Here is a 25,208-nt window from a genome sequence, read left to right as displayed (position 1 = left end):
CTGAGCAAGATGTCTTCTGTTGTTTGTTCTTTAGTCTCTACAATAGGAGCTTATAATGAACTTATTTTTGCAAAATCTATCGCTTAGAAAAAAAATAATTATGACATCGATTGCTTGTTTAATTTTGCCTACTCTGATCATGCTGTATATCACCAATGTTTTTTCGCAGCGGATTATTCGCGAGCATACGCTGGAGAGTGCCAATCAGACCTTGCAAAATGTACAGACTCAAATCAACAAGGTCATCGACGAGATGGTAGCGGTATCGAACATGATACAATTTGATTCGGAGCTGAAGAGCTTGCTTCAAGGAACATCTGGACCTTTGGTATCGAAGGCGGTCACGACGAAACTGGAACAGCTGGTTAACGATAAGCCGGATATGAAGCTTACTCTACTCATGATGGATGGCCGTTACTATTCCAGTTATTCGTATTATGAATTTGAACCTACGGATTTCAGGAAGCAATCATGGCTTGGTGAATTATCTCACTATTCAGCCCTCGATACACTTTTTATAGGCGTTCAGCCTAATTATATAAAGTCTCAGGCAGAAGAGAATCCTTATGTCATCATGACAGCCAGAGTATTAACAGATAGCTCATCCAATCCGATTGCATATTTAATTGTAAGCCGAACGGAGACTACGTTCAGTCATATTTTTGATAAATTTTCCGAGGAAATTTTTCTGTTGGACCCGAATAGCCGCATACTGTCCCATAGAGATAAGATGTACATTGGAGATGACTTCAAACACCTTATTCAGAAAGGGATTATTGAGTCCCCGGAGACTATTAGCTTGCATGGTCAAACGCACCTCCATGTAGCGGTCCCCCTTCGTCATGCAGGCTGGACCTTGGTTAGTCTGGCTCCTTACGAGCAATTGACGGATAGATTGAACAATATCTCCCGATCTGGTTTGGTTTTACAAGTGTTGTTTGTTGTTGGATTTATTTTTATCCTTGCGTATTTGCTGCGTAAATTTACAAAACCCATTCAAGTGCTCGGCCAGGTTGCACTTAAGGTTGAAGCTGGTGATATTGAGATACGATCCAACATAAGAGGAAGAGATGAAGTAGGGCGTCTGGGTCGTGCTTTCGATCAAATGCTTGACCGTATTATTCAAATGCTGGAGCAAGTTAAGCTTGAGCAGGAGCTTAAGCGGCAAGCCGAAATTGCCATGCTGCATGCACAAATTCATCCTCATTTCCTGTTTAATGTGCTTAGCTCCATCCGTTTAAAGCTGCTCATGAAAGATGATCATGAGAACGCCGAACTGATCGGTTCTTTATCAACCTTACTGCGATCTACCATTTCAACCCAACAAGAATTTGTGTCTTTGGTTGCTGAAATCGAGATGGCCAAGCAGTATATGGACTTGATGAATTTTACGACAAGGCATCCGGTCGTTTCTCGTATCCAGTTGAATTCGGAGCTTCTTCTCGAGACCGTTCCGCGGTTCATACTCCAACCCATTATTGAAAATGCTTATAAGCATGGCTTTTCCCGAAAAAGCGGCTGCATCACGATACATGTGGATCAAGTAGAAGAAAGCTTGTTGATTTCACTTACGGACAATGGACTTGGCATGGATTCAGAGACATTGGGCCAGCTGAAGGAAAGCTTGCTCCTGAATAAGCGACAAATCATAGAAGAATCTACCCACCATGGAAGCAAGCCCATATCTGGCGGAATAGGACTTTCCAATGTATATGAACGGTTAAAGTTAATTTATGGTGAGCGGTTTCAAATGACGATAGAAAGTGAATTGAATCAAGGTACGACGATCCTGTTCATGATCCCAATTAAAAATGGAGAATAAAACTTATGTATAAAGTGATTATAGCTGACGATCATATGCCTGTTATTGAATACCTGGAGGCCAAAATTCCATGGAAAGAACTCGGGTTAGAGCTTACCCAAGCTTGCTCTGACGGAGGTGAAGCGGCTCTTGCGTGTAAACGTCTGCCACCGGATATCCTGATTACTGATATTGGAATGCCCATCATGAATGGATTAGATTTAATTGAAGCTGCGAGAGCTATCAATCCTGACTTAAAGACCGTTATTTTATCATGTCATGAGGATTTTCAATTTGCACAAAGGGCTGTCAAGCTGAATGTAAATGATTATATATTAAAAGAAACACTTCGCATCGAACAGCTGGTCGATATATTGAGTCAACTTACGATTCAGCTGAACGAAGAAAAAGCAGCTCGCCGTGATCGGCAAAAATTGCAGGATGTTGCTGTTCAAAGCCTGTCACCCTTAAGGACGGCATTTTTGCGTGCTTTGATCGAACAACCGTTATGGAATCTATCAGAATGGACGGAAAAAGCCCGTAGTTTAGGCATTCTTCTCTCCGAAGAGATACCCTATTTACCTGTGCTTTGCGTGCTTGAACGTTTTACGGATTTAGAGGCGAGGTTTGGAGGCGGGCATCAGCTTCAGTTCGCCATAGATAATGCGCTCAGCGAAGCGGTTAATATTGAAGGGAATGTGGTCATCACCCTAAACGAGCGGCATTACTATATTTTGTATCCATTTCCGAAGTCGATACAGCGGAATATTCGTGAGGAAATCAACAAGGAGCTGCAAATGATTCAGGCTTCAATGAGGGGATATATGAAAATTGGAACCTCTTTTTATTATGGTGAAGTTTGCGATACGATGTCGGTATTGAAAAAACAGGTGACTTTATTACTGCATGCCAAAACCTTTCGCTTTTATTCAGGAGAACACCGCATCCTAAAAAATCAGCAGCTGGAGACAACTAAGGATGATCTATTTGTCCATTATTCAGCAGCTGCCGATGATTTTAAAAATTGTATCCTAAATGGTGATGTTAACTATATAAAAGAGACCATAAACAAATGGATTGCACACATCAATCTTCATAAATATCCGATGGATTCCGTTCGCAGCTGGGTGTTAAAGATCGTTACGGATATAGAATTGAAATATACGGTCATGCAGTACTTTTTAACGAATTACAGTGCTGAGCTGCTGCAGCACACTGTATATGCGATCGATACCCTTGATCATCTGGGTGAATGGTTAATTCATGTTTTAATAGAAAAAATGGAAATCATGCAAACCCATCAGGATCATTCCAAACGCAAAGAAATCGTCGAGGCCCAGCGTTATGTGCTGATGCATCTGCACGAAAAGATCAGTATGGAAGAAATGGCCAAACGATTAGATCTTAATTATTCCCATTTCAGCCGAATGTTTAAAAAGGAAACTGGAATAACGTTTGTAGAATTTGTCACGAAAAGCAAGATGGAGAGGGCTCGGGAGTTGCTGAATCAATCCAATCAAAGTGTAGAACAAATCTCAGAGGAGCTTGGTTTTGACAATAGCAGCTATTTCTTTAAATTGTTTCGGGCCTACTCGGGCCAGTCACCTACGGAATACCGCAATAAGATATAAAAGAGCAGGAGGAGAACGATAGGGGTTAGCTGTTCAGTTCACCAGTTTCCTTCATATACTGGTAACGTTGTGTTATATCTTTCGTGATGGCTTCTTCTAATTGACCGTAAGCGGAATGGAATACATTCTCTGATAAGTAGTAAGCGGCTTTCATGTCTTTCTGATTATCAAACCGGTATGCCATCGTTCGAATTGGGCCACCCCCATATCGTTTCAATTCAGGAAATTTAGCTATTTCTTCTAACATCGCGTTCATCTTGTGAGACATCTCTTGGATGTTAGGCTCTGAAATGGTTATGACATAATCCGTTGTTTTAAAGAAATCTGTGAACCTTACTTTTCGATAATCAACGGTTCGATATTTTTCACGGATTGACAAAGCATTTACGTTTTTGCCCAGATGTTTCGAGTATACATCGGCATACTTTTGTATCACGAGCACTTCAATAAAATTTTGTTTGTAATCGTACTTATCGCCTGCTTTTGGATAATTCTCGCTCACGAAGCTCTGATACTCAAACTTAAGGTCAGGATTCATGTCAGGATAAAATTCGAGGATATCAAATCCGCTATCGTTTTTACCTACAACTTTGGAAAAAGAAAAATCGATGCTGTATATAGCCTTCAAGAGGACAGCCGTATTTTTTTGATAACTCCCTCCTGATTTGGCCTTGCCCAATGAGCAGCCTGTCATCAGTAGGAGACATAATACAACAATTAGCATTGAACTCTTATTTGTCATGGTTTCACCTTCTCTGACACTTTGTCATACTCTTGCTTAAGTTGGTTATATATCACGTAGGAGTCATAAGGAAATGCGTCGGCTAAACCCAGCTTGACATAGTTCACTTGATGGCTTCCCTCAAACGTATACGGCAGCTTTATAAAATCTCCTGTAAGGCCATTGATATTTTTAGGAGGTCTATGTGCATAGATGCCTTTTAGAACCTCAAAAAAACTTTTAGAAAGACCAATAAGGTCTTGTTCCTTAACGCCTGTCACCACATAAGGAACTGGTGCAGTAGCACCTGTAGGTTCTAAGGCATCACCATATTTAAGTGTATGACTGAAATAATCAGGCGGGATCGTGATGTTAAGATGCTTGGCATACAGTTCAGGAGCATAAGCGAAAAAGAGGCCTTCCATGAATTGATGTGATATTTTTCTGGACTTCATAATGTCCCCTATGCCTGCGTAATAGTTCATAGCGGCAAGGAACTTGATATCAGGATTGTTAACGGGAGTTATCAATAACTTCTCATAACCTTGTGAATTTTCGCCTACCCGGTCTATGATCTTGAAATCTTCATTATATCTGTATGTAAGATGATTGAGTATATCCTTATCATAGCTTTTGCCTGAATGCTTTCCTTCTCCACATGCAGTTAAAAATGATGTACACATAAGGAAGAGAACAATCAAGATGAATTGATTCGTTTTCAATAGTAGGCACCCCCTGCGATATTAATCATGAATACATCGTGTTGATTTTATATTACAGCAACCTCTGGTTCATAATAAGTACTACATTTCTCTAGTACCAGCTTCAAAGCAAACTTGTATGCACATCTGAGCCCCCTTTTGCCTATCATTGGTGAATACCCCAATTACCCATATTAGAATCACCCAATTTGATCAACTTTTGCTTTTCTGTTTATATACATTAAAATGTAAAGAGAAACCATGAATTCATAGGAGGATACTCAATGCTGAAATTCCAACAACAGTTAAGCAGCTATGCCGAGCTCGTCGTCAAAATCGGTGTTAATATTCAAAAGGGACAAACGCTCGTTATTAACGGTTCGATTGAGGCAGCCGAGTTGATTCGGGTCATCACAAAAAAGGCTTATGAAGCCGGTGCCTATCTGGTTAAGGTCAATTGGACGGATGACACCGTATCCCGTTTGCGATACGATATGGCGGCAGAGGAGTCGTTCTTGGAAGAGCCTAAATGGTATGCTGGGGAAATGCTGGAGCTTGTCGAGAAAGGCGCCGCGGTAATCAGTGTCGTATCGTCCGATCCCGACCTGCTCAAAGGCGTATCTCAAGAGCGAATTGTCAATCATCAAAAGACATACGGTAAAGCGATGGCAAAGTATCGGCAGTATTTACAGTCTGATAAATTCAGCTGGTGTGTAGTTGCAGCTCCTTCGAAAAATTGGGCGGCTAAGGTGTTTCCTGAAGTGCCAGAGGCAGATCAAGTAGCTAAGCTGTGGGAAGCGATTTTCCGAACTGTGCGAGTCGATCAGGAAAATCCCATCAAGGCTTGGGAAGAGCATGTCCGTAGATTGAACGAGAAGTCTGACCATCTCAATGCCAAGAAATACAAAAAATTGCACTATCTAGCCCCTGGCACCGATCTGACCATTGAACTCCCTGAAGGACATATCTGGGTGGCTGCTGACAGTATTGCCGAGAGCGGGAATGCGTTTGTCGCCAACATGCCGACAGAGGAAGTATTTACGGCTCCATTCGCCAGCGGGGTTAATGGCAAAGTGTCCAGCACAAAACCATTAAGCTATGGTGGTCAACTTATAGACGGGTTTACCCTCACTTTTGAAAATGGTCGCATTGTTGATTGCACGGCTTCTCAGGGTGAAGCAACGCTGAAGGACCTGATCAATATGGATGAAGGGTCTCATTATTTGGGCGAGGTTGCTCTGGTTCCTCATGCCTCTCCTATTTCGGAGTCAAACATTCTTTATTACAATACACTTTTTGATGAAAATGCTTCTAATCACTTGGCGATTGGCAGCGCCTATGCTTTTTGTCTCAAAGACGGCAAGAAGATGTCGCAGGATGAGTTGAAGGCAAAAGGACTTAACACCAGTATTACTCATGTGGACTTTATGATCGGTTCCGCAGAGATGGACATTTACGGAGTGACAGCAGAAGGCAGCAGAGAACCTGTATTTCATAAGGGCAATTGGGCATTTTGACCACAAAGTAAAGTTTTTCCTATGATTCAAACCGAAGCGCAACCACAAAGGTTGTGCTTTTTTTAATGGTTTGAGCCCCTTATGGGGCATCCTATCCTTATGTACTTACAACCTAATAAGGAGGCAATTTAAAATGGAAAATAAAAAGCATAAAAATAACTATGTAGGGACAACGAATACGAAGGCGGAAAATCAAGATATGGCTTTTGTAAACGACACCTTGGAAAATGCGAAAAGCACAACTTTTGTGAATGTAATGAAGGATGACCTTAATGAAGGTAATGAAGAGGAACCGCTTGATTTAAATGGAGTTTAGAAAAGTTGGCTCAAAGTCGGAACTAACACTTGGATGACTAATCCAGCAGCACAGTATAGAAAATCCCGAGGAATTATTGATGCATATCAATTGCTCTGGGGTTTTCTTTTTCTACTCCAACAGGTAGGCTAAAGAAAATTTTATTCGTGAATACTTTATATTGTTGCTTCGACATTTGTGTTCATCGTGGTAGCGATTGCTATGGAATTACCAGCATTAATGTAAATCTCCAATGGGTATATTAAGTGAGTATATAGTGACAGAACTCAATGTATGCTGTCACAGCTCACAATAACTTATTGAGGGGGATACCCATGAAAGCTTTAATTATTATCGCCGCTATCCTGCTGTCAGCAGGCTGCACGAGGAATGATGGCATGACACGCATGCAGCAGGCTAAAGAAATACGTATGGAGACGCCTACTCGGGATGCATTGAATGGACCTACACAGGCATCATCTATAGCTTCAACAGGGGGAAAACAATCAACGATTACGACAAAGCAAGATCCATTTACGCCTCCTAATTGGCTTACGGGAGACCAAGTTCCGGGGACAAGCCCTACGACGAACTCCGGAACGAGCCCGGGGACGAATCCTGGAACAAGCACGGGGATGAACCCCGGGACATATCCAGGAACAAACCCCGGTACAAACCCGGTGACCAATCCAGAAACAAATCCGGGGACAAATCCTGAAATGAGCCCGGGGACGGGGTCAGGAACGAATCAAGGAACATATCCAGCAACGAACCCCGGAACTAGCCCAGAAACAAACCCAGCAGTAAATCCTGCAGATAAAAATTTATCAAGCCCATATGAACAGCAGGTTCTACAGCTGGTTAATAAACAAAGAACGGGTTCAGGACTCGCTGCCCTAATGATGGATAATAAGCTGTCTCAAATGGCTCTCGTCAAAGCTCAGGATATGTACAATAACAATTATTTTGACCATACGTCGCCGACATACGGATCACCGTTCCAGATGTTGGATAAGTTCCAGATCACATACAGCACGGCAGGTGAAAATATCGCCAAAGGCCAAACCAGCCCTGAGCAGGTTATGAACGAATGGATGAATAGTGAAGGACATAGAGCAAATATTTTGAACAACACTTATACCAAAATTGGTATTGGCTATTTCAATGGTGAATGGGTTCAAGAATTTATTTCTTAATAAAACAAGTGGATTACATGAAGAAAAAGCCGCTAAGATGCGGCCTTTTCTATTGGGTTATGAGGCTTACGTTAATTCAAAATGATGGCAGCTATCCCGAGCAGCACAAGCAAGCTCCCTGTTATTGTACGCAGGTTGATGCCCTCTTGGTTTTTGAGCAGAAAGTAACTTAGTGGTATGACCAGCAGCGGCTGTGAGTTGGTGATCAGAGTAGCAACCGATATGGGAATGTAATGCATAGCCGCCATATGCCCGATCTGTGCCGATATCGTCAGTACCCCGCTTATTGCGTAAAGCCAAACACCTTTTCTGTCCGCGGAACGCAGATCGGTCAGGAAGGTTCTTGTCGTTTTATTCAGCAGCAGCTGGAGCAGCAACCCTGTTAAAGCACCCACAAATCCTCCCAATACAGGCTCATTCCAATCGTGAATAGCCGTTCCCCTTGTAATGTTGCCAAGCGCGTACGATATTGAGCCCATCAAAGCTAACCAAACTCCGGGTTGAATAAATCCACTCCAACGGTTTTTGGCAGGCTGACCTAATAGTTTATTTGAGTTAACCGAGGTGCCGTCTGCTCCAGATGCTGCCTGTGCTTTTAAGGGTTGACCTGCTTGGGCAGGCTTGTAGCTCACGATAAAAAGCCCCACTAATACGATGAGCATCGCAGCCAGCTCCAGTGCATGCAGCTGCTCATGCAGAAACAACCACGAAATGAGAACGGTGAACAGCGGATTACTGATCATAAATGTGCTGGCTTTGGCAGGTCCCAATTTGGCAATTGAATCGAAATACAGATAACGGCCGAGGTAGGAGGCAAATAATCCGGATAACATGAACATGAAAAAGCCCAGTCCGTGAAACTCCATGGCGTATCCGTTCCATACCCACTGCCCTAGAAAAATCAGACCGGCAAACAGCACATTCATCGATATGGAAATTAAAAATCCGGTATTCAAATCAAGCCTGCTACTGGCGACCTTGGTAATGATAACGTTCAAAGAAAATAGCAGCAGCGCCCCGATAGCAAGCAGCTCACCCATATAAATCCTCCAATATAAATATTCCAATATCTTCTGATTGTAACACAGTGGAGAGGATCGCATGGACAAGAAAATCAGCTACTTTTAAATTGACCATTCAAGTGAATTGATGCTACAATGGAGTTATAATATTTTATGAACAAAGTTCATTATATGGAACTTGATTATTTTTTTAGAATACAGGTACCAAAAGTAAAGTCCAAGTTGAACTTACGATGCTGATTTTGTTAAAGCGAAATCCAAGATAATGCTTACGATGCTGATTTCGCTAAAGCGAAATCCTTAGGAGGAAAAACACAATGGCAGACTATATTAAAGTTGGAAAACTTCAGGTTGCTTCGGTTCTTTATGATTTTATCAATACGCAAGCGCTTCCCGGGACGGGTGTGGATGGTGAGTTTTTTTGGTCTGAGCTGGATGCGTTAATCCATGATTTGTCGCCCAAGAACAAAGCTCTTTTGGTCAGACGGGATGAGCTTCAGCAGTTGTTGAATGATTGGCACAAAAATAACAAGAACAACTTTGATTTTGATGCTTATAAGACGTATTTGCAGGAGATCGGATATTTGGAATCTGAGGCAGCAGATTTCAAGGTAACTACCGATAATGTCGATGATGAAATTGCTGTACAGGCCGGACCACAGTTGGTTGTACCTGTCAATAATGCGCGTTATGCGTTGAATGCAGCGAACGCTCGCTGGGGCAGTCTATATGATGCGCTTTATGGAACGGATGCGATTAGTGATGAGGGTGGAGCGGAACGTCAAGCTGCCTATAATCCGGCACGTGGAGAAAAGGTTATTGCTTTTGCCAAAAATTTTCTTAATCAGACGGCACCGCTCAGCAGTGGCTCTCATCATGATGCTGTTGCCTATACAGTCACAGGCGGACAATTATCGGTATCGCTTAAGGATGGGTCCGTAAGCGGATTGCAAAATGCTGCCCAATTTGCTGGCTATCAGGGACAATCAGCAAGTCCTTCTGCTGTGCTGCTGCGCAATAATGGACTTCATTTTGAAATCCAGATTGACCGTGCTCATGCCATTGGGCAGACGGATGGAGCTGGTGTGAAGGATATTGTCATGGAATCGGCGTTAACGACGATTATGGATTGTGAGGATTCAGTAACCGCGGTGGATGCCGAAGATAAGGTGCTCGTATATAGCAGCTGGCTGGGACTCATGAAGGGCGATTTGCAGGCGATTTTCGCGAAAGGAAATAGCACCGTGACACGTTCAATGAACCCGGACCGTGACTATAAGTCACCAACCGGAGATGCGATTAGCCTGCGTGGACGTTCCTTGTTATTTGTTCGTAACGTAGGACACTTGATGACGATCAATGCGATTCTGGACCAGGATGGTCAGGAGATTCCGGAAGGTATTATGGATGCGGTGATGACCAGCTTAATTGCCAAGCATACTTTACTCGGCAACGGGCCTTATCAGAATTCAGCCAAAGGGTCTATCTATATTGTGAAGCCCAAAATGCATGGTTCGGCGGAAGCGGCTTTTGCCAATGAATTGTTTGATCGCGTCGAGGATATGCTTGGTATGAAGCGGAATACGCTTAAAATTGGCGTGATGGACGAAGAACGGCGGACTTCATTGAATCTGAAAAACTGTATTCGTGAAGTTAAAGAACGGATTGTCTTTATTAATACGGGGTTCCTTGACCGTACAGGTGATGAGATGCACACCTCCATGGAAGCAGGCCCGATGATTCGCAAAAGCGAGATGAAAACCTCCAGATGGCTGCAAAGCTATGAAAAATCGAACGTGAACGTCGGTCTGGATTGTGGTCTGCAGGGCCATGCCCAGATTGGTAAAGGCATGTGGGCGATGCCGGATCTGATGAGCGACATGCTGAAGCAAAAAATCGGACATCCGCAGGCAGGTGCCAATACGGCCTGGGTACCTTCACCGACAGCGGCTACCCTGCATGCACTCCATTACCATCAGGTCGATGTGCTGCAGGTTCAAGATCAATTAAAGCAAATGATTGGCGATTTGCGCGACGATATTTTGCAAATTCCATTGGAAAATAACCCGATGTGGAGCACTGAACAGATTCAACAGGAGCTGGACAACAATGCACAGGGTATATTGGGCTACGTAGTTCGCTGGGTTGAACAGGGAATCGGCTGCTCCAAGGTGCCGGATATTAACAATGTTGGATTGATGGAAGACCGCGCTACGCTGCGTATTTCCAGCCAGCACATCGCCAATTGGCTGCACCATGGCATTTGTACGAAGGAGCAGGTGTTGGAAACGCTGAAACGGATGGCTGCTGTAGTGGATAGGCAAAATGCCGCTGATCCGATTTATCGCCCGATGGCCGCTGATTTCGATCAATCAATTTCCTTTCAAGCTGCTTGCGAGCTCGTATTTGAGGGCTACAATCAGCCGAATGGCTATACAGAGCCGATTTTGCATCGTCGCCGTATTGAATATAAATCCAGCGCTGCTTTGAAAGCCTAAGCTGTATTTGTATAAAAAAGCCAGCGAACGTGTTAGATAGGTAGTTACTATGCAGGCCGCCGTCGGAAACGGCGGTATTTTTGTGCTTAATTCCAAATGACTGAAAATTAAAGCAGTAAACGGGCAGATTAACCAAACAAGCTGTACGGATTTATGGATTTTAAGAGGGAATATTTGTAATATGTCGAATGTATTATCTTATTTTAAAATGTAATAATGCGTATGCTAGGAGGTTAGGAATGAAGGTCAAACGAATCGTTGCCAATATAGATACGCCGGATATAAATGCAGCTAAATGTTTTTACCAGGATGTGCTCGGTCTCGAATTAATGATGGATCATGGTTGGATTGGAACTTATGGCTCGCCCGAGGAAATGAGCATTCAAATTAGTTTTGCCTCGCAGGGAGGGTCCAACACATCTACGCCTGATCTCTCAATAGAAGTCGATGATGTCGATGTTGCGCTTGAACGCATGAAGAGAGCTGGGTTTCCGATCGAATATGGGCCGGCTGATGAGCCTTGGGGCGTTCGGCGATTCTATGTCCGAGACCCATTTGGCAAGCTAATCAATATTCTTGCACATGCACAATCCGAATGAAGTCATTGAAGGTGACAACAAGAGTTGTCGCCATTTCATCAGAAGCCCAACAATGGGTTGGGGAATAGTTAACTTGTTTGCAGGGATACTAGTGGGGACAGGAGGTGATCTCTTACCGTGGATGTTACCAAGCCAGGTTCTCCCAAAAGTCCTGATTTTAAGGAAAACAAATTTATTGAAGAAGAAGCTGAATTGCGAGCTACTAACGCCGCAAAACGACCACCAAGTTTAAATGGTATTCCCAAGCAAAATAATCCGCAATAGTTGGAGAGAAGAGTCAAAGATATTTTCCGCCATAGCCACTATGGCGGTTTTTGTCATCCTCCACTACGATGTAAAACGATACTTATCATCGTTGCCGCGAAGCAGTCGGAAATACAGGTGCAGAGGCGTGGGCAAAGAAGTTGTTTTATCGCTATTTAACAATTTCGTGGAACCTGGGAGATAAGACAAAATGAAAGATGGAACGGTTCTGTGTTTGTATTTCAATCATAATGTTTAACTCAATGGGCTGATCAACCTGCAACAAGGCAATCAAGTTATTCCATACAGACAAACCACAAGAGGGGAAGCGGCAGTAGTCCTCATCCGTTTGTGGAAAATGTTACATTAAGCGGCTGTTCTTGCCTTGCCACAGAATGCCCTTTATAATGGGGAGGTCAATAGCAATATGAACAATATCAGTGATCATCTTCTCGTTTATGGAGGGGGTGTTTTTTGTTGTCGGTAACAAGCAGTAATAATCAAAAAAGCAAAGGTTGCCTGCCGGAACTTCTGAATGTCCAGTAACGTCTATTCTAATGAGAAATAGGCGAAGAACAGGTTATATATGAGTTTATTTCTGAAAATAACAAAGTAATCATGATATGTTAAAGTTAAGGATGTGGAAAACATGCTAAAAGAAAAAATAATAAATAGAATGCCTGGTATTTTGACATATGGTATGACCCCGCCAAAGGCAACCAATCTCCCAGAAAAGATTGCTGAAATCTCACAAAAACAGTGTGAAAGAATTAAAGGTCTGGATATTGATGCCTTAATTCTTTACGATGTTCAGGAAGAAGCAGATCGAATTGAACACGAAAGACCGTTTCCGTTTTTGCCAACCATTGACCCGACTACATATAGTGATGTGTATTTAAACCAATTATTAATTCCAAAAATTAATTATCGTTGTGTTGGCAAATATACAGAAACACAGTTGGTGGATTGGATAAAGGCTGACGAAGATCAAGAAAGGTTTTCCGTGTTTGTGGGCGGTTCTTCCAGTAAACAAGAGGTTAAATTAGATCTAACAGAAGCTTATAAATTAAGCAAACAGTTTAATAGAAATTTAACTTTTGGTGGAGTTGTGATCCCTGAAAGACATATGATGAAAAATGATGAGCATATACGTGTTGTCAATAAAATGAAAAATGGATGTAACTTTTTTGTTTCACAGGCAACTTATAATGTGGAGGCTTCGAAGAATTTCTTGTCTGATTATTTTTATTACTGCACAAATTACGGAATAGAAATGGTGCCTATTTTATTTAATCTTGCTCCGTGTGGTTCCCCAAAAACTCTGGAATTTATGAAATGGTTAGGGATAAGTATACCGAAGTGGTTAGAAAACGACTTAATTAACTCCAATGATGTATTGGACAAGTCAATAAGACTATCTCAAAAAATCTTTGAAGAAATATTAGATTTCGGATTAGAGAAGGGAATCCCTGTGGGATGCAGTGTTGAAAGTGTTTCGACTCGGAAAGTAGAAATAGAGGCATCCTTACAATTGGTAAAAGACATAAAATCCACCTTAGACAAGAGGTTAAAGCTTGCAGTTGTAAACTGAATTTAACATCACGAAGAGGCTACCAATCAAAGCCGGCTTTTGTTGAACTTAATAAAAATGGAACGATAATGGAGGAATCTCAATGAGTCAACGCTATCGAATTACAAGAGCATTACAGGACAATGAAGATTCGGCGAAAACAATATCTTTAGAAGAGTGCAAACAGTATTTTGCGTCTAAACCTGATTTTTCTTATACATCCGTATTTACGGTGACGGGCTCTACCAGTATGTCCATTGAGGGAGATTTTTTCATGTGGAGTTTCGGCAGTACAGAGATCCCATTCCGGCATTATCAGGGAGATATTTACGTATCCGGCACCAATGAAGTCGTGATCCCCAAGATGATTGAGATTGCGGGCGAACTTGGGGCGGATGTGCTGGAAGGATAATTTTTAAAAATTATGTGCTGTCTGCCTCTTTTATCTGGGGATACTATGGTGGAGGAGCTTAACGGCTGCTCCCTTTTCGTAAAGTGAAGTAACTGGCAGGCTTATATGGCATCGGAGGGTTGCAAATGATTAAGCAAGTCCAAAATATGGAGGGGGTAAGCATATGGTTCAATCAATAATACATATCGCTATAGTTGTAAAAGATTATGACGATGCAATAGAGTTCTATACTAAGAAGCTAAATTTCATATTAGTTGAAGATACTTATCAGGCAGAACAAGATAAACGATGGGTAGTCGTATCTCCGCCTGGTTCAGTTGGCACCACAATATTACTTGCAAAAGCATCTAAGCCTGAACAAGAGCCGTTTATAGGTAATCAGTCAGGCGGTAGAGTTTTTCTGTTTTTAAACACTGATGATTTTTGGAGAGATTACAATGAAATGATATCAAGAGGAATAGAATTTGTAAGAGAGCCAACCGATCAAGCATATGGGATGGTTGCAGTATTTAAAGATTTATATGGGAACCTATGGGATTTGCTCGAGCTGAAAGAAGATCATCCCATTTCCAAACGTATTAAATAGATTATTACTTCAGTCCCATGATTGGGGACGATAGAGCGTTTGAGCACGTGCAAAGTCTATTGACATATTCGCAGGAATCTCTAAGAAATATTCCGACTGCCATTTCTGAGTTTTTAGAGCCTGACGGCTCGTGGGATTGTCCCAAGGTGGGTAAACGCGCATGGCCCTTTTACCACCTTTGCCTTTATGGGATACTATATCCTGATTATATAGAACAGCTTTTGGAAATATAAACTGACCAAAGTTACTACCTTTACGTGTACTAATAACAAACAAATCGATGGGTTCTGTTACATCATAGGGTTGGATCGGTCCATCCCCGTTTCGCTCCCACAAAGTCACAAATTGTCCGATTTTGGTAGGAGTGATTCTCGCGACACGAAATCGGATGGAGAGAGCATTTAAGTTAAATACATACGCCCCATATTCAGCATTTTGTGCTTCATGGATTGGTTGAGAGCAATCAAAACCGCACGGGTTATAAACAAGATCTTTGGTTGCAAGCAGGTCACTATGAATGGCGTCAGTTCCGATATGGTGATCGCTAGGACATGTTTCTGAAAAGTCCCAATTTGTTTTATCCATCTGTTCAAAGCCTCCGTTTGGCTGTTAAGTAATCAATATGTTGTTTGACCTCAATCCAATTGGAAGCACGAAATACGAAGTCATTCGTAACGGACAAATTATAGGGCTGTTCATATAAAATAACGGGCTTATTGACAAGGGCAAACTCCTCAGCATAGTGAGGCCCATCATCAATCAATACATCTACCTTTGATTGAATACAGGCTTGGAGTTTGTTTTCAATAAGTGTAATATTGTGATATTGAATCTTATGATGTTGAAGCCATTCGATGGTAACATCACGAAAAAGTAAGGGACGCGCCGTAATAATGGATATGTGATGCTGTTGAAATAGCTGCTGTAAAATTTCTACTGCCATGGGTAGAGGTGAAGAGTTCCAATGAATATCATAACCGTATTTATTATAAACAGCATCACGTTCTGCCTTATCCCAGCCATATAAACGGTATAAATAAAAATCGTTAACATCTTCAGGTGTAAACGATAATCCAGATGCTTGATTATAGTAATGTAAATGAGCTGATGTGGCATCAAGTATGGTGTTGTCTAAATCGACTCCAATATGCAAGCGTTCTCAACCTCCTAACTATAATGGTAAAGCGATTATAACATTGAAAAGGAATTGATGGTTAGTTCATCTTAGATAGATCAATTTTAGGAAGATTATAAATCTGTCTATAACTTTTAAACAAAGAGGGGATTTGGGACACATGGCATACGACGTACAAGCCCGAGTCCGTTTGAGGCAGTTGCTCGCATTCTTTATTCCGCTTGGTTTCTCGGCAAGCCTTACGGCCCTTTCACATGTCATCATCAACAGCACGTTAGCCCGATCCGCCGATCCTGAGCTCGTTATTGCCAGCTATGCGCTGCCTATGAGTATCATGTACATCACGGAGAGACCAGCTCTCCTGCTCAGACAAACCTGTTCCGTCCTTGTCAGGGACCATCAATCTTTCCGATCCATGGTTTTGGTAACCATCTATGTGCTTGGTTCCATCTTTATGCTCGATTTACTTATCGGATACTCCCCGCTCGGAACGTTTGTGTTTACACATTTGTTGAGTGCCGAGACCAGTATGACCGATTCGATGCTGCAGGTGTACCGGATCGCGATGCTCGTTACCGTATTTTCAGGCATACGCTGTGTTTTTCATGGCATCATCATTTCGAATTTTCGGACCAAATGGCTGACGATCGGCATGATCTTCCGTCTTACGGCCATGTATTTACTGTCGCTTTATTTTATTAAAACCGATAGTGTGACAAGCGGCAGTGTCGGAGCGATTATCTTTTTGTTCGGCATGATTATAGAAGCGATCATCAGCTTTGTAGAAGGGCGCAGCATTTTGAAAAAAATGCTCCCCAATAAACTTCCGGACCACCCGATCGAGAAACCCAGGCATATTTTTAAATTTTATAGACCGCTGCTGTATTCCGCTTTTATTGCTGTATTAATCGAGCCTTCGATCAATGTATATTTAGGCAAAACAAACGATATCAAGCTGTCTATAGCCGCATTTGCGGTTGCAGTCAGTCTGACGGAACTGGTACATAGCTTTTTCTCTTATATCCACCAAATCGTGCTTAATTTTTATCAAAAAGACGAGGCAGCCGTCAAACGTTTCGTAGTCCTGCTTTCGTTAATCCCAGGCTTGTTCATGGCGATACTGGCTTATAGTCCTGTTGGAACGTTTTTTTTGGAACACATGATGGGATTAAACGAACGATTAATGCAGGAAGTGCTGTCGACTCTGCGGGTATTCATGATCATTACCTTTGTGTATCCTTGGCTTGAATTTTGCAACGGCTTGTTAATGCTGCGCAATCAGACCCAAGTATTTGTCTACTCGCAAATCACGAACGTTTGCACCGTACTTCTCACATTAATAACCTGTGTCGCTTTTTTTCCAGGCTGGAATGGAAGGATTGGGGCGCTGGCCCAGTCGCTTGGGGCGTTAGCAGAAGTTATCATACTGCTGGTCGTCATAACTAAGTCCTCGAAATGGGATCAACGGCTGAATCGCCTGCCATGGATTGCGAAGAAAAAAACGATGTAACTGCGGATACAGCATGTTTCTAAAAGACATGGTATAATTAGGGGGATATTGGAAGTAGTGGAGCTGCAATTAGTTGAGAAGAGGAAGGTGAGATGAGGAGCATGGCTCAAGTGAAAGTTTATGGTCTTAAGGAAAATCTGAATCCGGTTAAGGAAAGGTTTTCGGAAATTATTCATTCTTGTATAGTTGAAGCTTTTAAATTACCAATCGATAAGAGGTTTCATCGTTTTTTTTCGATGGATCAAGAAGATTTTTATTACGCCTCTGGACGAACAGAAGCCTATACCATTATTGAAATAAGTATATTTGAAGGACGTTCAGTGGATTCGAAAAAGCAATTAATTCGGTTGCTATTTGAAAATATTCATAACCATTTACATATTTCTCCTCAAGATTTAGAAATCACAATTTTTGAGACTCCTAAATCAAATTGGGGGATTAGAGGTTTTCCTGGGGATGAGCTTCAGTTAAATTATAATGTGAATGTATAAATTCAGTTACGGGCAGTCCAGAGGTTGGCTAAGATGAAGCGTGATGGGTTTCCAGAATTAACGGAAATCGATATCAAAAGGGCTGCCCTGTGGCAGCCTTTTTCTCGATGTAATCTCATACGCATATCGGAGGCTGGATGTGAATTTTTTAGCCAATTAGACGCCATTCATATGGCGGTCGTTCTTGATGTCAATGTGCTGATGTATAGAAAGGAGAACGACGAAATATATGTTATTTTTGCAGCTGGCATACTTTGGGGTTGTATGGTGGTTCGGTTTGTATATCTGTAATAGGGATATTAAAAATGTTCGTCTTCTGCTCGCAGGTCTTGGTTTATTTGTTTACGCTTGCAGTTTTAGTTCAGCCATCTTGCTGCCTTATGCTCAAAGCTTTTTTCAAAGCATGGTATTGTTAAAGGCTCAAGATTTATCATTATTTCTGCCCGTGATACTTTGGCAGGGTGTTATGACTTCCTATACTTCCGACAACGAAGGTAAACAAAACGGATTATGGGCTATTTGGAAATACGGGGTACTGGTGCTGGCTCTATTCAGCAGTATCTGGCTGCTCTGCGTCAATAATCCGAACGTATATGCAATCTCTTATCAAGCAATCGTAAGCATCGCCCTTATCCTCATTATTGCACTTTCTTTGTGGGGAACCCTTTCTCATAATTCACAAGTATCGGGAACCTATCGGATACTATTGCATGTACCGCTTATTCTATATGCTTGTATGACCATTATGATATGGGTCTTACAGGATGGCTCATGGAAACTATGGGGTTACGTTGGAAATGGTGTCGGACTACTGTTGTTTGCGTCCTGTGTCATGATTACTGAAATTAAGAACCAGGGGGAGTCTTGGCTGCCTGATTTTTTTCGATCTCTGGATTATTCGGTATTTTTTACGCTGCTATTTTCCGGACAGGTAGCTCTGGTCATTATGTGGGGGGCGAATTTCAATTTTACGATGGTTGCGCTCCTCTTGATCAGCATCGCCGTTTCCATCGCGTTCCAAGTGTTTGTGTATCCGATCCGGGCCATGCTGGACAACATCGCATTTGTGACTTTCCCCAGGCTGCGCCAAGCGAGTTCGCGGTTAAGACTTGAGGAAAGCATTCAAGTTCGTGTAGATGAGGAAGCAGCTCCCGAGGAGATGAATGAAGATGATTGGTATCGTTTCACGCGGCGAGCTTTAAGCAATATTGGCGACCTCCAGCGATTAGCAACGAATCCGTTGACGCAACTGAAATGGATTGACACAAGATTGCGGGAACGTGGCGCGACGAATGAGGTGCTGGAGAGGGCTATTGAGTTAAAGTCAGTACTATTGGAAATTATCCTGCAATTAAAGCCGCGGGGGGATGAGGAATTCGGTAATACCGATGAATGGAGACATTTCAACGTGCTCTACTTTCCATACATAGTGGGTATCAAGCCTTACAGCATACGTTACTCGGCTGAGCATTTGGATACTCCGTCAAGAGCTGCATTGGAATGGCTTCGCACCCATGTGCCCGAACGCACGTTATATAATTGGCAAAATGCTGGAGCAAGAGTTATCGCGATGAGCATGAAAGATAAGGCATCAGTTCACAAAAAATGAAGATGGATCAGAAAATTGCAACTATATTTATTAAATTGGCAGGCTATGGCAGTGAAATGTATGGGTTTGGCAGTGCTTCATGGGTTAGGATGGGTCCTGTAAGGCAGCCCCACTAACCTATTAGGAGGAATATTCCATGTCTCACCCAAGCATTCATACCGCTTTAACTGTTCGTCAACTTGTCATCGGTTCCGTTCAAGCGATTCCCGAGGAGCTATTCGATACGCAGCCGGGAGGTTCTAACAATACGATCAGATGGAATATCGGTCACCAGGTCACCATGCTGAATTGGTTCTTGGCTTCGAATGTACCGCTTGCTTACAAGCTGCCGGATGCTTACAACACTTTATTCATGAGCGGCTCGAAGCCTGCCGACTGGACAGCAGCTCCTCCTACCAAAGAAGAGCTGTTGGAGCAATTATCGGCTCAATATGACAGTCTAATGAAGGTATCACCGGAGTCTCTGGGTAAGTCGTTGAATCCTCCGTTTGTCATGGGGCCCTTGGAGTTCAGAACAGCAGCTGAACTATTCAACTTCGCATTCATCCACGAGGCTGTACATTTGGGAGTGATTTCAAGTCTAGTCAAGCAAATTAGCTATACACCGTGAAATTATGATCACCTTAAAAAAGCAGACATTTCCCTTAAATAGCTTCGTTCCCAACGACACATACAACCAGATATAATGAAGAGATCGTCCCTGTATCCCATTTGGATGCAGGGATTTTTTTTTGCAAAATGTGCTGATATGATAATGACAGGCTTTACCATTTATAAACATCATTCATCTGAACCATGGGGGCGAAAAACGGTATGGCAAGGACAAACCTGTTTCGCTTGAAAAATAGTATTTTTGCTAAATTCACATTTTCCTTCATTACCGTGGGACTAATCCCGCTGCTCGTCATCAGCTATATTTCGTTAAGTACGTTTTCGGGTTATATGGAGCGTTACGCTGTTAGTAATTTTGAACAGATGCTGCTGTTTGCAAGCAAAAATGTGGAGGATATGCATACGCGATACAACAACATTTCCAAAGTAATGTATACGTATGCGGTTGATGGTTATGGTGAGCTCGGTGAGGCGATTATGGTGCAGAACCGAATGGAGGATCGTCGTTTGCGTACCACTCTGGGTGATTTTGTCCGCTCGATTTTATATTCCGATCCCTATTTAAATAATGTATTGTTCGTTTTGCCCAACGGGCAGATTCAAATGCTGAATAGGGAAAGCCGCGCCTTGGACACGCAATTCCCGTTCCCGCCTGCCGACTGGTCAGCCCGATTAAGCAGCAATCCCAAAGGACTAACGTTTATTCCTACACATCCGGAACGTTATATTATCGGCTCGAATCGTAATGTGACGACGTTCGGCCGTAATTTGCTCGATGTGACCGCACCTGTCAATGCGGAAGCTCGGGTATTGGGCACGTTGTACATGGATGTGAATGAAGGTGCATTCGATGAGGTTTTTAAGAAGATGCTGCTCGGTGCGAAGGACGAGATCTATGTGTTGAATGATGCAGGCATCTGCTTGTACAGCAACCAGCCCGCGAGGATCGGCAGCTATTATATAGCCAAGGCCTCCAATGACTATCTGCATATGCAGCAAGAGATTACAAATACCGGCTGGCGAGTGGTTGGCGACTTTTATAAAGAGGAAATGTTTCTCGCTGTGGAACGGATTATTCGTTCGATAATCATCGTGATTTGTGTATGTATGATCTCCTTGATAACCGTTGCGATTTGGTTCTCTAACCGATTCTCGGGTCCGATCCGTTCCTTGACGCGGCAGATGGCCAAGATGGAGTCGGGTAATCTGGATATTCAAGTGACCGTGCTAAGCAATGATGAGGTGGGACTGCTGGCCCGCGGCTTTAACAAAATGGTCATTCGGCTGAAAAGCTTCATTGATGAAGTATATGTGGCCCAGATCAAGCAGAAGCAGGCTGAGCTGAATGCATTAAAAAGCCAGATTCGTCCCCACTACTTATACAATACACTGGAAGTGATCCGAATGAGTGCAGTCGCTAATGACGATAACGAGGTTGGGGATATGATTCATTCGTTGTCCAATCAGCTCAAATATGTATTGAATTCGGGTGAAGAGAACGTAACTGTGCTGGACGAAAAAATGAATATTGAGGAATATTTCCGCTTGATGGTCATGCGCTATGGAGAGCATAAGCTCGAAATTGAATTTCGAATCGATCCAGATTATTTGAACTGCAGCATCCCCAAGCTGTCTCTGCAGCCTATTGTCGAGAACGCGGTTTATCATGGCATTATGCCCAAAATTGGTAAAGGCAAAATTCGAATTTCCGTGGAGCCGGCTGCCAAGGACCAGATTACGATCATTGTAGATGATGACGGAGTCGGTATAACGGAGGAGCGGCTGCAATCGATTAGGCAAAAGCTTGCGGGGCAGATCGACCAAGAGCAAGCAGGCAGCATTGGTATGAAAAATGTGCATGACCGCCTTATAACGTTATATGGTGACGAATACGGCCTTGAAATGAACAGTAAACCGTCGATTGGAACCTCTGTACGGATGACCATTCCACTCATAAGGGAGTTGAACAGCCATGCTGAAAGCCGTAATGGCCGATGATGAGCCGATCATTATTAAAGGTTTGAAAAAACTGATCCCATGGGAAGCGATGGGGGTTGAAATCGTGGGTGAAGCTTGGACAGGCAGCGGACTGCTGCAGCTAATTGAAGAGCATAAACCCGATCTCGTGATAACGGATATTAGCATGCCTGACGGAAGCGGTATCGATGTCATTAAAGAGATCGAAAAACGCGAGCTGCGAACACGGGTTATTTTTATTAGCGCATACCAGGAATTTTCTTATGCTAAGGATGCCATCGCTTATGGCGCTGTTGAATATTTGGTGAAGCCGATTGATAAGGGACTGCTGATCGATGCCGTGAATAAAGCGCTGCTGCTGCTGCGGGAGCATCATGAAGGACAATCCTCCAAACATAAGCTGGCGGTTTATGAGCAGAAGGATCGTAAAACGCAGATCGAGGAGCTGTTGGATCGATTAACGGAAGGTGATATTCGCGGCAATGAAGCGACCCGCAAGCTGCAGGAGCTGAGTCTTCAAGTCTCTAATGAGCTATTGACCGTGATGGTGGTGAGCTTCGTCAAGCAGGAGGACGACGGTCGTTGGGGGGATCACGAAAATCGATTGGTCTTGTTCGCGATCACGAATGTAATCGAAGAGATGCTGCAGCAGCGCGCAGGCGGTTTTGTGATGCGCAAGCATGACAGCTTGTGTATCATAGTCAATCATTCCGATACGCAATCCATACAAAAGCTGGCAGAGGAAATGGTGCTGCAAATTTATTACTATTTAAAAATTGATATTTCCATTGGTTTCGGTTGTCCCGTACATAAGCTGAAGGAACTGAGAACCTCTTATATATCGGCAATAGCTGCACTCAAGAATCAATATTTTGCCGGCATGCTATCCGTCATTCCCTGGACGTTCATGTCACAGGATCACCCGATTTCCGAGAGAAAGCTTAAGGAACGGGTGGCTGCTTTATTTCAAGCTATGCTGAACAAGGACGATGCCAGTCTGTCCGAAGAGCTGGATCAGCTATTCCACATGATCGCCGCAACCTCGCAAGGAAGCAAAGAAATCGCGGTTACGACCTGTTTTGCCATGATCCGTGAGCTTGTAGAGAAGATTCATGAAATCAGCATGGAGCTGCAGGAATTGGAGCAGGAGCAGCAGAAGTGGCTGCTGGAGATGCAGCAAATTCAAAAGTACGAGGAATTGAAGCAGTTTGTAAGCGGAAGGGTGCGAGAGCTTGCTGATCGTCTGTTGTTTATTGGCAAGGAAGGTCAGCAGCTGAAGCTGGTAAAGGAATATATCGAACAGCACTTTAATGAAAATATTACTTTGGAAAGTATGGCTGCTATGCTGTATATGAACCCGTACTATTTCAGCAGCTTTTTCAAAAAGCACACGAGAGTTAATTTCAAGCATTACGTAACGGAAATCCGCATGAAGCACGCGGTCAAGCTGCTGCTCCATACCGATCTGCTGGTATACGAAATCGCCGAAAAGGTGGGCTATAATAACGCTAGACATTTCAGTGACATGTTCAAGAAGCAATTCGGCAAGCTTCCACAAGAGTACAAGAGTCATAAGTAAAACATCTTAAAAAAGGGGCATATCTCGCTTAAAAAACTTCATTCTCTGCTTTAAGGCCATATGATAGTCTTAATATATGGAAGAAAGCACTTTCATTGCATGATGGAATCCGATGAAATGAATGAGAAACAGGGAGGTCATGATATTGAAAAAGAAAACATTAGGTGGACTACTCGCACTGAGTATGGCAATAACGCCAGCGCTTGCTGCTTGCTCTCAGGAGCAAAAGCCAGCTGACAAAGCAGCAGCAGGAACGGGAGCAGCACCAGCCGCACAGATGGAAGCGAAGAAGCCGGTTTCCTTCACACTGGCCTATGCGGCTGGAGATCCTGCCCATAAGCAGGGAGTTGTCGACGCTATTGCCGCCTTTAATAAAGCGAACCCGAATATCAAAATTGTCGATATCTCCAATAATTCATCTGCGACCTATCTGGAATATTTAAAAACCAAGGACGCAGTTGGCGAGTTCCCGGATTTGGTGGAAATGCGTGATACGCAGCTGTATGCGGATGCAGGCAAGCTGGCCGAACTTCCAGCTGACCTAAAGGATCTGTTCAAGCTCACCGCACAGGTGAACGGCAAGTTCTATACCGCACCGATTGCCGGCTCTGCTCCGCAAGGCATCATTTACAACAAAAAGATGTATAAGGATGCCGGTATCACGCAGGAACCAAAGACGTACGCCGAGTTTCTGGAAATATGCGAAAAGCTAAAAGCCAAAGGAATTGCACCGTTGGTAGTCGGAGGCAAGGACATCTGGCATATGGGCTTCCTGATCAACAAATTCCTGATCGACGATGTGTTCATCAAGGACCCGAACTGGAATGCCAAGCGTAATAAAGGCGAGGTCAGCTTCACCGATGCCGGACCTACAAAAGCGATGAAGGATTTCACGCAGCTGTTTGAGAAGGGCTATGTGGAAAAAGGCTTCTTAAGCACCGCAGACAATCAGACGACGTCTCTGCTCGTGACGAATAAGGCGGCTATGCTGTATTCAGGGCCTTGGATGTTCCAACAGATTTTGGATGCGGACCCTTCCTTTGAACTGGGCTTCTACGTACTTCCGGGTACTGATGGTAAAATCAACCTGGCAACACTGCCTAATCAGCAGGGCTGGTCCATGACCGCAGAAGCGGCCAAAAATCCGGAAAAAGCGGCAGCCATGAAGCAATTTATTAAATTCTTTTTTGCTAAAGAGCAGTATGCGCACTATTTGGAGCTGGTTAGCGGCATCCCGACTACGAAGGAAAACATCACGTATAAGGCCATTGAACCACTACAAACCGTGTTGAAGGTTGTTAATGATCCGAATACTGGACATTCCATGCAAATTAACGGCTTCTGGGGTGACAACACCATGCCGGCCTCCTTCCGCAACTGGTTCTACAAGCTGTCACAAGACTGGGCAAGCGGTAAATTAACGGTAGAAGACGCGATGAAAAAGTCTGATGAAGAGTGGAATACCGAGGTCAAAGCATTGAAGAAATAAAGAAAAATGGGACC

General features: G+C 43.2%; 23 protein-coding genes. 18 read left to right on the top strand and 5 right to left on the bottom strand.

Annotation, left to right across the window (positions count from 1 at the left end):
- Positions 1 to 55 precede the first annotated feature (55 nt).
- Together BM210_RS02845 and BM210_RS02840 are read left to right on the top strand one after the other, a co-directional pair.
- Positions 56 to 1,822: a cache domain-containing sensor histidine kinase gene (locus BM210_RS02845; protein WP_091164207.1), complete on the top strand. Its 1,767-nt coding sequence runs from the start codon at positions 56 to 58 to the stop codon at positions 1,820 to 1,822.
- 5 nt (positions 1,823 to 1,827) lie between these two features.
- Positions 1,828 to 3,432, top strand: coding sequence for a helix-turn-helix domain-containing protein (locus tag BM210_RS02840; protein ID WP_091164205.1), 1,605 nt, complete (start codon positions 1,828 to 1,830; stop codon positions 3,430 to 3,432).
- A 25-nt stretch (positions 3,433 to 3,457) separates the two neighbouring features.
- Here BM210_RS02840 and BM210_RS02835 read toward each other — a convergent pair whose 3' ends face one another.
- Together BM210_RS02835 and BM210_RS02830 are read right to left on the bottom strand one after the other, a co-directional pair.
- Positions 3,458 to 4,174, bottom strand: a complete 717-nt coding sequence (locus BM210_RS02835; protein ID WP_091164203.1) for a hypothetical protein — start codon at positions 4,172 to 4,174, stop codon at positions 3,458 to 3,460.
- The gene (locus BM210_RS02830; protein WP_091164201.1) at positions 4,171 to 4,875 is read right to left on the bottom strand and encodes a hypothetical protein; all 705 of its coding nucleotides are present in this window, start codon (positions 4,873 to 4,875) and stop codon (positions 4,171 to 4,173) included. The genes BM210_RS02835 and BM210_RS02830 overlap by 4 nt, the downstream gene beginning before the upstream one ends.
- A 263-nt stretch (positions 4,876 to 5,138) precedes the next feature.
- Here BM210_RS02830 and BM210_RS02825 point away from each other — a divergent pair, with 263 nt between their 5' ends.
- The 3 genes from BM210_RS02825 to BM210_RS02815 all read left to right on the top strand — a co-directional run bounded on the left by BM210_RS02825 (position 5,139) and on the right by BM210_RS02815 (position 7,862).
- A complete protein-coding gene (locus BM210_RS02825; RefSeq protein WP_091164200.1) occupies positions 5,139 to 6,371 on the top strand; it encodes an aminopeptidase in 1,233 nt (410 codons plus the stop codon).
- A 133-nt stretch (positions 6,372 to 6,504) separates the two neighbouring features.
- Complete coding sequence (locus BM210_RS02820) at positions 6,505 to 6,687, top strand: hypothetical protein (RefSeq protein ID WP_091164198.1); 183 nt, start codon at positions 6,505 to 6,507, stop codon at positions 6,685 to 6,687.
- A gap of 314 nt (positions 6,688 to 7,001) precedes the next feature.
- Complete coding sequence (locus BM210_RS02815; RefSeq protein WP_091164197.1) at positions 7,002 to 7,862, top strand: CAP domain-containing protein; 861 nt, start codon at positions 7,002 to 7,004, stop codon at positions 7,860 to 7,862.
- 71 nt (positions 7,863 to 7,933) lie between these two features.
- On the opposite strand, the gene BM210_RS02810 is transcribed toward BM210_RS02815, so the two are convergent.
- Complete coding sequence (locus BM210_RS02810) at positions 7,934 to 8,902, bottom strand: DMT family transporter (RefSeq protein ID WP_177237588.1); 969 nt, start codon at positions 8,900 to 8,902, stop codon at positions 7,934 to 7,936.
- A 299-nt stretch (positions 8,903 to 9,201) separates the two neighbouring features.
- Between BM210_RS02810 and BM210_RS02805 the strand changes: the two genes are divergently transcribed.
- The 6 genes from BM210_RS02805 to BM210_RS02785 all read left to right on the top strand — a co-directional run bounded on the left by BM210_RS02805 (position 9,202) and on the right by BM210_RS02785 (position 14,792).
- Positions 9,202 to 11,382: a malate synthase G gene (locus BM210_RS02805; RefSeq protein ID WP_091164194.1), complete on the top strand. Its 2,181-nt coding sequence runs from the start codon at positions 9,202 to 9,204 to the stop codon at positions 11,380 to 11,382.
- Between the two features lie 239 nt (positions 11,383 to 11,621).
- Positions 11,622 to 11,981: a VOC family protein gene (locus BM210_RS02800; protein ID WP_091164193.1), complete on the top strand. Its 360-nt coding sequence runs from the start codon at positions 11,622 to 11,624 to the stop codon at positions 11,979 to 11,981.
- Between the two features lie 117 nt (positions 11,982 to 12,098).
- Positions 12,099 to 12,245 (top strand): hypothetical protein, encoded by a 147-nt coding sequence (locus BM210_RS34605; protein WP_177237587.1) that lies wholly within the window; start codon positions 12,099 to 12,101, stop codon positions 12,243 to 12,245.
- Between the two features lie 628 nt (positions 12,246 to 12,873).
- On the top strand, positions 12,874 to 13,815 hold the full coding sequence (locus tag BM210_RS02795; RefSeq protein ID WP_091164191.1) for a methylenetetrahydrofolate reductase: 942 nt from the start codon (positions 12,874 to 12,876) through the stop codon (positions 13,813 to 13,815).
- 82 nt (positions 13,816 to 13,897) lie between these two features.
- On the top strand, positions 13,898 to 14,206 hold the full coding sequence (locus tag BM210_RS02790) for a hypothetical protein (protein WP_091164190.1): 309 nt from the start codon (positions 13,898 to 13,900) through the stop codon (positions 14,204 to 14,206).
- 163 nt (positions 14,207 to 14,369) lie between these two features.
- Entirely contained in the window at positions 14,370 to 14,792 is a 423-nt protein-coding gene (locus BM210_RS02785; protein WP_091164188.1) for a VOC family protein, read from the top strand.
- A 9-nt stretch (positions 14,793 to 14,801) separates the two neighbouring features.
- Here the strand turns inward: BM210_RS02785 and BM210_RS02780 are convergent, their stop codons facing one another.
- Together BM210_RS02780 and BM210_RS02775 are read right to left on the bottom strand one after the other, a co-directional pair.
- Complete coding sequence (locus BM210_RS02780; RefSeq protein ID WP_091164187.1) at positions 14,802 to 15,377, bottom strand: MepB family protein; 576 nt, start codon at positions 15,375 to 15,377, stop codon at positions 14,802 to 14,804.
- A gap of 4 nt (positions 15,378 to 15,381) precedes the next feature.
- Positions 15,382 to 15,945: a 5' nucleotidase, NT5C type gene (locus BM210_RS02775; protein WP_091164185.1), complete on the bottom strand. Its 564-nt coding sequence runs from the start codon at positions 15,943 to 15,945 to the stop codon at positions 15,382 to 15,384.
- A 142-nt stretch (positions 15,946 to 16,087) separates the two neighbouring features.
- Here BM210_RS02775 and BM210_RS02770 point away from each other — a divergent pair, with 142 nt between their 5' ends.
- The 7 genes from BM210_RS02770 (at position 16,088) to BM210_RS02740 (ending at position 25,194) form a co-directional block, all read left to right on the top strand.
- A complete protein-coding gene (locus tag BM210_RS02770; RefSeq protein ID WP_091164183.1) occupies positions 16,088 to 17,437 on the top strand; it encodes a multi antimicrobial extrusion protein MatE in 1,350 nt (449 codons plus the stop codon).
- Positions 17,438 to 17,538: 101 nt separating this feature from the next.
- Positions 17,539 to 17,928: a tautomerase family protein gene (locus BM210_RS02765; protein WP_091164713.1), complete on the top strand. Its 390-nt coding sequence runs from the start codon at positions 17,539 to 17,541 to the stop codon at positions 17,926 to 17,928.
- A 229-nt stretch (positions 17,929 to 18,157) separates the two neighbouring features.
- A complete protein-coding gene (locus tag BM210_RS02760) occupies positions 18,158 to 19,537 on the top strand; it encodes a hypothetical protein (protein ID WP_091164182.1) in 1,380 nt (459 codons plus the stop codon).
- Between the two features lie 136 nt (positions 19,538 to 19,673).
- Positions 19,674 to 20,147: a DinB family protein gene (locus BM210_RS02755; protein ID WP_091164180.1), complete on the top strand. Its 474-nt coding sequence runs from the start codon at positions 19,674 to 19,676 to the stop codon at positions 20,145 to 20,147.
- Between the two features lie 203 nt (positions 20,148 to 20,350).
- Positions 20,351 to 22,147: a cache domain-containing sensor histidine kinase gene (locus tag BM210_RS02750; protein ID WP_091164178.1), complete on the top strand. Its 1,797-nt coding sequence runs from the start codon at positions 20,351 to 20,353 to the stop codon at positions 22,145 to 22,147.
- The gene (locus BM210_RS02745; protein ID WP_091164176.1) at positions 22,122 to 23,705 is read left to right on the top strand and encodes a response regulator; all 1,584 of its coding nucleotides are present in this window, start codon (positions 22,122 to 22,124) and stop codon (positions 23,703 to 23,705) included. The genes BM210_RS02750 and BM210_RS02745 overlap by 26 nt, the downstream gene beginning before the upstream one ends.
- Positions 23,706 to 23,844: 139 nt before the next feature.
- The gene (locus BM210_RS02740) at positions 23,845 to 25,194 is read left to right on the top strand and encodes an ABC transporter substrate-binding protein (protein ID WP_371263404.1); all 1,350 of its coding nucleotides are present in this window, start codon (positions 23,845 to 23,847) and stop codon (positions 25,192 to 25,194) included.
- Positions 25,195 to 25,208 lie beyond the last annotated feature (14 nt).

Source organism: Paenibacillus sp. 1_12, assembly GCF_900114475.1.
GTDB lineage: Bacteria > Bacillota > Bacilli > Paenibacillales > NBRC-103111 > Paenibacillus_S.
Note: the sequence above shows the minus strand (reverse complement) of the source record. Positions and strands in the feature narration are given on the sequence as shown.

Excerpts from the sequence above, each read along its gene's own strand:
- BM210_RS02765 (WP_091164713.1), top strand. The coding sequence starts at position 17,539 with ATGGCTCAAGTGAAAGTTTATGGTCTTAAGGAAAATCTGAATCCGGTT.
- BM210_RS02745 (WP_091164176.1), top strand. The coding sequence starts at position 22,122 with ATGCTGAAAGCCGTAATGGCCGATGATGAGCCGATCATTATTAAAGGT.
- BM210_RS02750 (WP_091164178.1), top strand. The coding sequence starts at position 20,351 with ATGGCAAGGACAAACCTGTTTCGCTTGAAAAATAGTATTTTTGCTAAA.
- BM210_RS02810 (WP_177237588.1), bottom strand. The coding sequence starts at position 8,902 with ATGGGTGAGCTGCTTGCTATCGGGGCGCTGCTGCTATTTTCTTTGAAC.
- BM210_RS02825 (WP_091164200.1), top strand. The coding sequence starts at position 5,139 with ATGCTGAAATTCCAACAACAGTTAAGCAGCTATGCCGAGCTCGTCGTC.
- BM210_RS02795 (WP_091164191.1), top strand. The coding sequence starts at position 12,874 with ATGCTAAAAGAAAAAATAATAAATAGAATGCCTGGTATTTTGACATAT.
- BM210_RS02780 (WP_091164187.1), bottom strand. The coding sequence starts at position 15,377 with ATGGATAAAACAAATTGGGACTTTTCAGAAACATGTCCTAGCGATCAC.
- BM210_RS02805 (WP_091164194.1), top strand. The coding sequence starts at position 9,202 with ATGGCAGACTATATTAAAGTTGGAAAACTTCAGGTTGCTTCGGTTCTT.
- BM210_RS02845 (WP_091164207.1), top strand. The coding sequence starts at position 56 with ATGAACTTATTTTTGCAAAATCTATCGCTTAGAAAAAAAATAATTATG.
- BM210_RS02815 (WP_091164197.1), top strand. The coding sequence starts at position 7,002 with ATGAAAGCTTTAATTATTATCGCCGCTATCCTGCTGTCAGCAGGCTGC.
- BM210_RS02760 (WP_091164182.1), top strand. The coding sequence starts at position 18,158 with ATGTTATTTTTGCAGCTGGCATACTTTGGGGTTGTATGGTGGTTCGGT.
- BM210_RS02800 (WP_091164193.1), top strand. The coding sequence starts at position 11,622 with ATGAAGGTCAAACGAATCGTTGCCAATATAGATACGCCGGATATAAAT.
- BM210_RS02755 (WP_091164180.1), top strand. The coding sequence starts at position 19,674 with ATGTCTCACCCAAGCATTCATACCGCTTTAACTGTTCGTCAACTTGTC.
- BM210_RS02790 (WP_091164190.1), top strand. The coding sequence starts at position 13,898 with ATGAGTCAACGCTATCGAATTACAAGAGCATTACAGGACAATGAAGAT.
- BM210_RS02820 (WP_091164198.1), top strand. The coding sequence starts at position 6,505 with ATGGAAAATAAAAAGCATAAAAATAACTATGTAGGGACAACGAATACG.
- BM210_RS02840 (WP_091164205.1), top strand. The coding sequence starts at position 1,828 with ATGTATAAAGTGATTATAGCTGACGATCATATGCCTGTTATTGAATAC.
- BM210_RS02835 (WP_091164203.1), bottom strand. The coding sequence starts at position 4,174 with ATGACAAATAAGAGTTCAATGCTAATTGTTGTATTATGTCTCCTACTG.
- BM210_RS02785 (WP_091164188.1), top strand. The coding sequence starts at position 14,370 with ATGGTTCAATCAATAATACATATCGCTATAGTTGTAAAAGATTATGAC.
- BM210_RS02740 (WP_371263404.1), top strand. The coding sequence starts at position 23,845 with ATGATATTGAAAAAGAAAACATTAGGTGGACTACTCGCACTGAGTATG.
- BM210_RS02770 (WP_091164183.1), top strand. The coding sequence starts at position 16,088 with ATGGCATACGACGTACAAGCCCGAGTCCGTTTGAGGCAGTTGCTCGCA.